Origin of the sequence: Mycobacterium sp. (assembly GCF_050701515.1) — a bacterium.
Classification (GTDB): domain Bacteria; phylum Actinomycetota; class Actinomycetes; order Mycobacteriales; family Mycobacteriaceae; genus Mycobacterium.
Map to the genome: position 1 here is coordinate 1 of NZ_JBOGDB010000318.1, position 8142 is coordinate 8142.

The window sequence follows — 8142 nt, forward strand, 5'->3', positions numbered from 1 at the left end:
GGATCGCGCCGTTCTGGGCCACCGGCCCGCTCTGGTTCTTCAGGTCGCGGATGATCTGCGGGTTGGCGTCGAACACGTGCTGGCCGGCGTAATCCGGCACGGTCTCGTCGAACCGGCCCTTGGAGTCAACCGGCGTGACCGCGACGATGCCTGCGGCCTCGCCCGTCGCCATGTCGTCCTCGCCGTAGGCCGGCGACATGTGCACGATGCCGGTGCCGTCCGCGGTGCTGACGAATTCGGCGGGCAACACCCGAAATGAGTTGGGCGCGTCCATGAAGTACGGGAACGGCGGCAGGTAGCGGGTTCCGAGCAGATCCCGGCCGGCGTGGGTGGCCAGGATTTCGGGCTCTTCGCCGAGCTCCCGCGCGTAGCCGGCCAGCCGGGCCCGCGCCAGCACATAGCGCTGCTCCCCCGATTGCACCACGACATACTCGATGTCCGGGTGAACCGCGACGGCCTGGTTGGAGGGCAGGGTCCACGGCGTGGTGGTCCAGATCAGGAGGTGGGCGCCGTCCAGTGGGCCACCGTCGACCCGGAAGCCGACGGTGATGGCCGGGTCCTGGCGGCTTTGGTAGACGTCGTCGTCCATTCGCAGTTCGTGGCTGGACAGCGGAGTTTCGTCGTTCCAGCAGTACGGCAGCACCCGGTTGCCCTCATAGGCCAGGCCTTTGTCCCACAGCTGCTTGAACGCCCAGATCACCGACTCCATGTAGCCGAGATCGAGTGTCTTGTAGTCGTTCTCGAAGTCGACCCAGCGGGCCTGACGGGTGACGTAGGCCCGCCATTCGTTGGTGTATCGCAGCACCGACGCGCGGCAGGCTTCGTTGAACTTCTCGATACCCATCTCTTCGATCTGCGACTTGTCGGTGATACCGAGCTGGTGCTGGACCTCGAGTTCGGCAGGCAGGCCGTGGGTGTCCCAGCCGAAGCGGCGTTCCACCTTGTAGCCGCGCATGGTGCGGTACCGCGGCACGATGTCTTTGACGTAGCCGGTCAGCAGGTGGCCGTAATGCGGCAGGCCGTTGGCGAACGGCGGCCCGTCGTAGAAGACGTACTCAGGCGCGCCGTCGCGCCGGGCGATGCTGGCCCGGAAGGTGTCGTCGCGCTCCCAGTAGTCCAGGACCTCGACTTCGGCCGCGGGGAAGTTCGGCGCGCCGCCTGCCGGCTTGGGATAGGTGGTCACTGTGCTGCGTCGTCTCCTGTGCCAGATGTCGCTGGCCTTCCAGCTCCGGAAGCCCAGGTGTCGTTCAGGCACGGGGACGACGACGCGCCGGTGCGCGAACGCCGCGGTACCACCCCGCTTGCACACCGTGGTGCGCCGCTCAACTCGAGGCTATGACGGGCCTACCCGTTCGGGTCTACTGAGCCAGACTGTTGAGCCTGAGCTGTTCTTCCGAAGGCTCCCCGATGATGGCCGGATCAGCGCCGATGCTCGATTCTAGCTGCTTACTGGGCCACGGCCATCTCGCGGAGCGGCGGCGCCGCCTCCGACGTCAGCTGGATCAGCGCGAACGGCAACTGTTCCGCGAGTTCCTCGACGGTGTAGCGGTCGAAGCTGCGGGTGTCATACCACCACTCCAGTTGCACCAAGCCGTCGGCGCGATACGCCCGGAGCTCGAGTGCATGACGCAGCCCGGCCTCGCTACCGAGGTACGAGAAGAAGATGTCGGACGGCGGTTTCGCCGCGATCCGCGGCGCGGTGGGGCCCGCGGCCATCGTGCGAACCACGTCGCGCAACATCTCGGTCGCGGTTGCATGCTGTGCGGTGACACACGTCAGCGGAACCGACCCGTGTCCCGCGACGTCAACGGTGGTGACGCCCTCGCCGATGGTTCGCGCGATCGCAAGGCCGAGCGCTGCGAGCAGGATCTCCTCGGTGGCGACGCCGAGGTACCACTGTGCCCCGTCGAGCTCGCCGGTCAGCGTGCTGGTCAGCGGTGCCGACAGGTTCGCCAGATCAACGGTTTGGGGCGGTTCGGCAGTCTCATGGTCGACTACCCGGAAGGGGGTGCTGGCAAAGTCCTGAGTCAACATGGAGCTAACTTAACACCGATGTCCCAGAATTGGGAGACATCTCCCAAAAGTGTGACAGGTGCGTCAATTACAGCAACTCTCTCCGGTTTCCGGCTGGCACTCCCCATTTCCGGGACGAGGGTTTACAGTAAGGCGGTGCCCCGTACAGATGAGAACGGCCGACAGCTAAAAGCCCTGCTCGACTACCTGCTTGACGGTGACGTCGACGCCAAGGACATCTACGACGCGCTCGGAGTGTCCAGCAGCACCTATTACCGGCGGATCAAGGAAGACGGCTATCCCGACGCCGAGGAGCTACGTCGAGTGGCCGACCGATTCGCGATCAGCTATCCCGATCTGCAGGTCCGATTCGGGTTGATGAGCCACCAAGAGGTGCGGAGCTACGTCGAGTCGGCCGGGGTGGCGGTGGCCACCGCGGAGGCACCGACCGCTCGACGGGCAAAGCTGTCCCAGTTGCAGCCGCGCCAGGACGCTCCGCCGCTGTAAACTTTGCTCCCACCGACTCAGCGCAAAGGCAAGACCGATGGCCCTCGCAACACTTCTAGCGATCACAATGGCGTGCATCGTGTGGAGTCTGTGGATACGGCGAGTGACCTGGGGCTGCCGCTGGGAGGTTGCCGCCACGCTCAATATCGCACTGCAGGGCGGTGCCGTGCTGCTGATGTCACCGATCGCCTCGGCCACCCTCGGGCACTGGCTGCATGCCCTCACCGGGAAGTGGAACCTCGAGGACTACATCGGCCACGACCTGTACATCGTCGCGGCTTCCGCGATCGTCTACAACGTACTGGGCAGGCTTGCCGACGATCACGCCATGCAGACGTCGTTCAAGCAGTACGTCGAGCGCCCGGCCACCATCTGCATCCCCCTGCTGCTGGCGGCGTTCACGCTCGGTAACGGCGCCACGATCTACAAGCCGGACTTCTTCGACGTCCCCACCGACTTCTGGCTCAACATCTACTGGTTGCTGCTCTGCGGCACCCTCATCTACCTGCTGGTGTACGGCTCGCGGGCAATGCTGATCCTGCGCAAGGACCCGCGGTCCCGGCGCATCGCCAACGGTTACCTGATCGCATCGGCGGCCGGCATCATGGCGTGTGTGGTGCGCATAATCACCGCCTTCGTGCCGGGCATCCAGGCGGCCGAGGGCGGCAACCTGGTATGGCTGTTCGCCTGCCTGTGCGGCGCCGGGTTCGCGCTGGCGTCGGCGTACTCATGGCACATCAAGACGAAGTGGTTCACCAAAGTCCCTCGTTGAGGCCAGTAGTGTGCGGCTATGGCCGACCCGTTGACCGACGAACAGCAACAGAAGCGCCGCAAGGCGATCGCCGAGTTGATGCCGCAGACCCCGTTCATGGGCGGCCTCGGCATCGTCTTCGACCGCTATCAGCCCGACGACGTCACGGTCCGGCTGCCCTTCCGGGAAGAGCTGACCAACGACGGCATCTATTTTCATGGCGGGGTCATCGCGGCGGTGATGGACACCGCCGGCGCCGCGGCGGCGTGGTCGAACCACGACTTCGACAAGGGAACGCGCGCCTCCACCGTCGCGATGAGCATCCAGTACACCGGCGCGGCCAAGCGGTCGGATCTGCTGTGCCACGGCCGCACCGTCCGGCGCCGCAAGGAGCTCACCTTCACCGAGATCACCGCCACCGACGTCGAGGGCAACGTCGTCGCCCATGCGGTGCAGACCTACCGACTCGGCGGCTGATCCGGCATGGACGACGAAGTGCGTTCGGCCGCTGCACCGCGATGGCAGGGTCAGCCCGGACGCATGGAGGTCTGGTATGCGACGCTATCCGATCCGGTGACGCGCGCGGGGCTGTGGGTGCATTACGAAATCGTGGCGCCCACGGCCGGACAGTCGCCGTATGGGCACGGCTGGGTGACGTGGTTTCCCGCCGACGAGCAGCCCTGCACCGAGCGCTTCGGCCCCGAGCCGGTCCAGCCGTCCGCAGCGACATGGTTCAGTGCCGCGGGAGCGCAAGCGGCGCCCCAATCACTGTGCGGCACAGCTGGACTGTTGAGCTGGGATCTGCACTGGAACGATACGGCGCCGCCGCTCTGGACCTTTCCGCGCATTGCCTGGGAGCGCGAGCTGCTGCCGGGCGCTCAGGTGGTGATCGCCCCCACAGCCGAGTTCACCGGTTCGCTGCGTGTCGGCGAAACGAAGCACTGCACCGACGGCTGGTGTGGCGGCGTCGCCCACATCTACGGGCACGGCAATGCAAAGCGCTGGGGCTGGATCCATGCCGACCTCGGCGACGGCGACGTCCTGGAGGTGGTCACCGCGGTGTCGAAACGGCCCGGCTTGCAACGACTTTCGCCGATGGCGTTCATCCGCGCCCGTATCGATGGGCGTGACTGGCCAGCGCACGGGCTGCCATCGCTGCGCATGCGCACCACACTGGGCCTGCGACACTGGCAGCTGGAGGGCCGCGTCGGCGGCCGCCGCGCGCTGATTCGCGCTGACCAACCCGCTGAGCGGTGCGTCAGCCTGGGCTACACCGACCCCGACGGGTCAATCGCGGTGTGTACCAATACCGAGCAGGCCGACGTGCATGTCGAAATCGGCGACCGCAGGTGGTCGGTGCTCGGCACTGGTCACTCGGAGGTCGGCCTGCGCGGTAACGACGCGCCCGAGCTCAACGAAAGGAGTCCGTCGTGAGCTTTCTTCTCGACCCCCCGATGCTGGTCGCCGCCGGGGTATTGATCGAGCGCGCGCTGCCCGAGGAACAGCGCGACGTTGCCGAGGCGGCCGCACTGGGCGTCGTCTTCGGGGCGTCGTTCGGGCTCTACAACAACGTGCCCGGCCTCGGTGTGCTCTGGCGCCCATTCCGTTCGCAGAACGGACGCGATTTCATGTGGAACAGTGGGGTTTTCAGGGTGAAGACCTCTGACATCTCCCCACCCATGCACGCCGTCGCGGGAGGCATCTTCGCGACGTACCCGTTCTTCATCAAGCTCGGCCGCAGGCTCGGCCGTCGGCGATGACGCGTGTCGCCGCGTGGGCGACGGCCTCAGTTGGGGCCGCGCTGTTGCCCGAGGAGCACGGTGGCCCGTCGCCCGCAGCGCTCGTCGAACAGGTCGACCGATACGTGTCGCGGCTGCCGACTTTGACGCGCGTCGCGTTGCGCGGTGGCCTGCTGTCGCTGGCTGCCGCGAGCTACCTCACGACGGGCCGCTCGCTGGGACGACTCTCCCCCGATTCTCGTGCCAGGGTGCTGAACCGGGTCGCGTCGCTCGGTCCCGATCCCGGCGCGGCGGTCGAGGGGCTGAAGGCCATCGTGCTGCTCGCCAACGGCGCCGACACGTACGCCGCCGAGCTGCTCGCACGCGCGCAGGAACACGACGTGGCACGCCCCGACGCGGAGCTGAACGTGTCGTCCTCGACCGACACGGGATCGGTCGTGCGGGCCGACGCCGTGGTGGTCGGGTCAGGGGCCGGCGGAGCGATGGCCGCACGCACCCTGTCCCGAGCCGGCTTCGACACCGTCGTTGTCGAAGAAGGACGACGCTGGACCGTCGATGAGTTCCGGACGGCCCACCCGCTGGACCGCTACGCCGGGCTGTACCGCGGCGGCGGCGCCACCGCTGCGCTTGGACGCCCGGCCGTCGTGCTGCCGATCGGGCGTGCCGTGGGCGGGTCCACCGTCGTCAACTCGGGCACCTGCTACCGACCGCCGCTGGCCGTGCAGCAGCACTGGCGAGACGAGTTCGGCCTACCGCTTGCCGACCCAGCGCGGCTGGCCGGATACCTCGCCGACGTCGAGCAGACGCTGCAGGTGGGCCCGGTGCCGCTGTCGATCATGGGCCGCAACGGCCGTGCGCTGCTCGAGGGCGCGAGGGCCCTCGGCTGGCGCGCCGCACCGATCCCGCGGAATGCCCCGGGCTGCAACAGCTGCTGCCAGTGCGCGATCGGGTGCCCGGAGAACGCCAAATTCGGTGTGCACCTGAACGCACTGCCGCAGGCCTGCGCAGCGGGGGCCCGCATCGTATCGCGCGCGCGCGTCGAGCGGGTGCTACACGAGCACGGACGGGCACGCGGCGTGCGGGCGCGTCGCCCCGACGGCACGTCGTTTGACGTGCTCGCGCCCACGGTCGTGGTAGCGGCGGGCACGACCGAAACACCAGGCCTGTTGTGGCGCAGCGGCCTTGGCGGGCACCAACGCCTCGGCCGTAACCTGGCCCTGCATCCAGCCGCGGCGCTGGCCGGCAGATTCGACGACGACGTGTACGCGTGGCGGGGCGTGCTCCAAAGTGCGGCTGTCGACGAGTTGCACGACTCCGACGGCGTGCTGATCGAGGCGACCTCGACCCCGCCGGGCATGGGCTCGATGGTGTTGCCGGGCTACGGACGAATGCTGCTCGACTGGCTGGACAAGGCCCCGTACATCGCGACGTTCGGAGCGATGGTGGCTGACTCGGGCAGCGGCCGCGTGCTGCGCGTCCCTCGTGAGCCGACGCTGCTGCAGTACAACCTCGCCCGTGCCGACGCGGCAAAGCTCATGGTGGCGATCAAGGCGATGGGCCGGCTGCTCTTCGCGGCAGGCGCGGTCGAGGTTGTCACCGGCGTGTCGGCGGCGACCTCGGTGCGCTCGGTCGACGAGCTGCAAACTGTGTTGGCCCGGACCAATCCGAAGAGCCTGCATCTGGCGGCCTTTCACCCGACGGGGACCGCGGCCGCCGGCGCCGACGAGCAGCTCTGCCCGGTCGACGGCACGGGGCGGCTGCGCGGCGTGCACGGTGTGTGGGTTGCCGACGCGTCGATCCTGCCTAGCTGCCCAACCGTCAATCCCCAGGTGACCATCATGGCGTTGGCCCTCGCCGTCGCGGACCAGGTTGTGGCGGCTCGACGGTAGTCGACCTACCGACTCGGTGGCTGGCCGTCCGGCGGCCAGCTCTCGACGCCGTCCTCCAGCGGAACTTCGAGGCTGTTCAGCAGCGAGGCGATCATCCGCCACGTCCCGATCGCGGTCACCAGCTCGATCAGCACGGCGGGGTCGGGACCGAGTTCGCGTTCGCACGTCGCCCAGGTCTTAGCGCTGATCGCGCCGTCATGCACCACCTCGTCGGTGGCTGCGAGCACCGCCCGCTCCCTGGGGTCGAATGCGTCGTGGGTGTACCAGTCGCGCACGCCGAGCAGGTCGTCGGCGGAGATGCCGAGGCCGAGCGCGATCCGCCAGTGCTGGGTCCACTCGTAATCGGACGCGGTGAGCCACCCGATGCGCATGATCAGCAGCTCGCGCAGCCGGGCGTCGAGGGTGGGTTCCCACAGCATCGACATCAGCAGGTCGTTGAGGGCGCGCGCGACGCGCGGGTGGCGCAACAGCACCTGAAAGATGCTGAGTTCGGCCATGAACTCCGGCACGCCGGCGGCGGTGGCGGCGGCTGCGGCGTCGCCGGCCGGCAACCGCCGAACGCGAGCCTCGGTCACGGCGTGAACACCGTTGCCAGTGAGTGATCTTTAGTGATCACGCGACTTGCACCCCGTCTCGGGGTTGTTCGGCAGCCTTGCGGCTGCGTCCCTTCCGCGCTTCACGGCCACCAGCCGGGCGAGGCCCGGTCTTACGGTCGGCTCCACGCTTGACGGCGGCCCCAACTGGGCCGACGACGCTAGCTGTTTCCTCGTAGCGTGCGAGGTTCACGGCGGCGTTGTCATCACGCTGGTGGGTGACCGAACAGCCGTCGCATTGCCACTTTTCGTGCCAGCCGATGTGCTGCACATGCCCGCAGTCATGGCAGGTTTTCGACGAGGGGAACCAGCGGTCGGCGACCACCAGCTGTGACCCGTACCAGCCCGTCTTGTAGGACAAGTGCCGGCGCGGTGTGCCCAGGGCCGAGTCCGACAGTCCGCGCCGTCTGGCGCGGGCACCGGGAAGCCCCTTTTGCCGCAGCATCCCCGCCGCGTCCAAACCTTCAACAACGATCCGGCCGTGGGTTTGAGCCAATCGTGTTGTCAGGACATGCAGGTGATGAGTGCGGACATCGTTGACCCGGCGGTGCAGCCGGGAAATCTCGGTGGTGCGCTCACGGTAGCGCCGTGAGTCTTTCGTGCAGCGCGACCGTGCCCGGGAAACGTGCCGCAGCTCGCGCAACGCAGCC

10 protein-coding genes are annotated in these 8142 nt (G+C 67.8%); 6 read left to right on the top strand and 4 right to left on the bottom strand.

Annotation, left to right across the window (positions count from 1 at the left end; all coding sequences use genetic code 11):
• Window positions 1–1210, bottom strand: a 1210-nt coding sequence (locus ACRDU5_RS22875; protein ID WP_526617283.1) for a class I tRNA ligase family protein, incomplete at its 3' end; no start/stop codon positions are given.
• A gap of 236 nt (window positions 1211–1446) precedes the next feature.
• Window positions 1447–2034 carry a hypothetical protein gene (locus ACRDU5_RS22880; protein ID WP_526617274.1) on the bottom strand — a complete coding sequence of 196 codons (588 nt, stop codon included), beginning with the start codon at window positions 2032–2034 and terminating at the stop codon, window positions 1447–1449.
• Window positions 2035–2169: 135 nt separating this feature from the next.
• On the opposite strand from ACRDU5_RS22880, the gene ACRDU5_RS22885 reads away from it, so the two are divergent.
• The 6 genes from ACRDU5_RS22885 to ACRDU5_RS22910 are packed head-to-tail and all read left to right on the top strand — an operon-like array spanning window position 2170 to window position 6899.
• A complete protein-coding gene (locus ACRDU5_RS22885; RefSeq protein ID WP_526617275.1) occupies window positions 2170–2520 on the top strand; it encodes an XRE family transcriptional regulator in 351 nt (116 codons plus the stop codon).
• Window positions 2521–2557: 37 nt separating this feature from the next.
• Window positions 2558–3292 carry a hypothetical protein gene (locus ACRDU5_RS22890; RefSeq protein WP_526617276.1) on the top strand — a complete coding sequence of 245 codons (735 nt, stop codon included), beginning with the start codon at window positions 2558–2560 and terminating at the stop codon, window positions 3290–3292.
• Between the two features lie 18 nt (window positions 3293–3310).
• Window positions 3311–3748, top strand: a complete 438-nt coding sequence (locus tag ACRDU5_RS22895) for a PaaI family thioesterase (RefSeq protein ID WP_526617277.1) — start codon at window positions 3311–3313, stop codon at window positions 3746–3748.
• Window positions 3749–3754: 6 nt separating this feature from the next.
• A complete protein-coding gene (locus ACRDU5_RS22900; RefSeq protein WP_526617278.1) occupies window positions 3755–4705 on the top strand; it encodes a tocopherol cyclase family protein in 951 nt (316 codons plus the stop codon).
• Window positions 4702–5031, top strand: a complete 330-nt coding sequence (locus ACRDU5_RS22905) for a hypothetical protein (RefSeq protein ID WP_526617279.1) — start codon at window positions 4702–4704, stop codon at window positions 5029–5031. The genes ACRDU5_RS22900 and ACRDU5_RS22905 overlap by 4 nt, the downstream gene beginning before the upstream one ends.
• Window positions 5028–6899, top strand: coding sequence for a GMC family oxidoreductase N-terminal domain-containing protein (locus tag ACRDU5_RS22910; protein ID WP_526617280.1), 1872 nt, complete (start codon window positions 5028–5030; stop codon window positions 6897–6899). Before ACRDU5_RS22905 ends, ACRDU5_RS22910 begins: the two co-directional genes overlap by 4 nt.
• Window positions 6900–6904: 5 nt before the next feature.
• Here ACRDU5_RS22910 and ACRDU5_RS22915 read toward each other — a convergent pair whose 3' ends face one another.
• Both ACRDU5_RS22915 and ACRDU5_RS22920 read right to left on the bottom strand, forming a co-directional pair.
• A complete protein-coding gene (locus tag ACRDU5_RS22915) occupies window positions 6905–7474 on the bottom strand; it encodes a carboxymuconolactone decarboxylase family protein (protein WP_526617281.1) in 570 nt (189 codons plus the stop codon).
• 37 nt (window positions 7475–7511) lie between these two features.
• Window positions 7512–8142 (bottom strand): RNA-guided endonuclease TnpB family protein (locus ACRDU5_RS22920; RefSeq protein ID WP_526617282.1); only part of this gene is annotated, 631 nt, incomplete at its 5' end.

Excerpts from the sequence above, each read along its gene's own strand:
- ACRDU5_RS22880 (WP_526617274.1), bottom strand. The coding sequence starts at position 2,034 with ATGTTGACTCAGGACTTTGCCAGCACCCCCTTCCGGGTAGTCGACCAT.
- ACRDU5_RS22890 (WP_526617276.1), top strand. The coding sequence starts at position 2,558 with ATGGCCCTCGCAACACTTCTAGCGATCACAATGGCGTGCATCGTGTGG.
- ACRDU5_RS22895 (WP_526617277.1), top strand. The coding sequence starts at position 3,311 with ATGGCCGACCCGTTGACCGACGAACAGCAACAGAAGCGCCGCAAGGCG.
- ACRDU5_RS22900 (WP_526617278.1), top strand. The coding sequence starts at position 3,755 with ATGGACGACGAAGTGCGTTCGGCCGCTGCACCGCGATGGCAGGGTCAG.
- ACRDU5_RS22910 (WP_526617280.1), top strand. The coding sequence starts at position 5,028 with ATGACGCGTGTCGCCGCGTGGGCGACGGCCTCAGTTGGGGCCGCGCTG.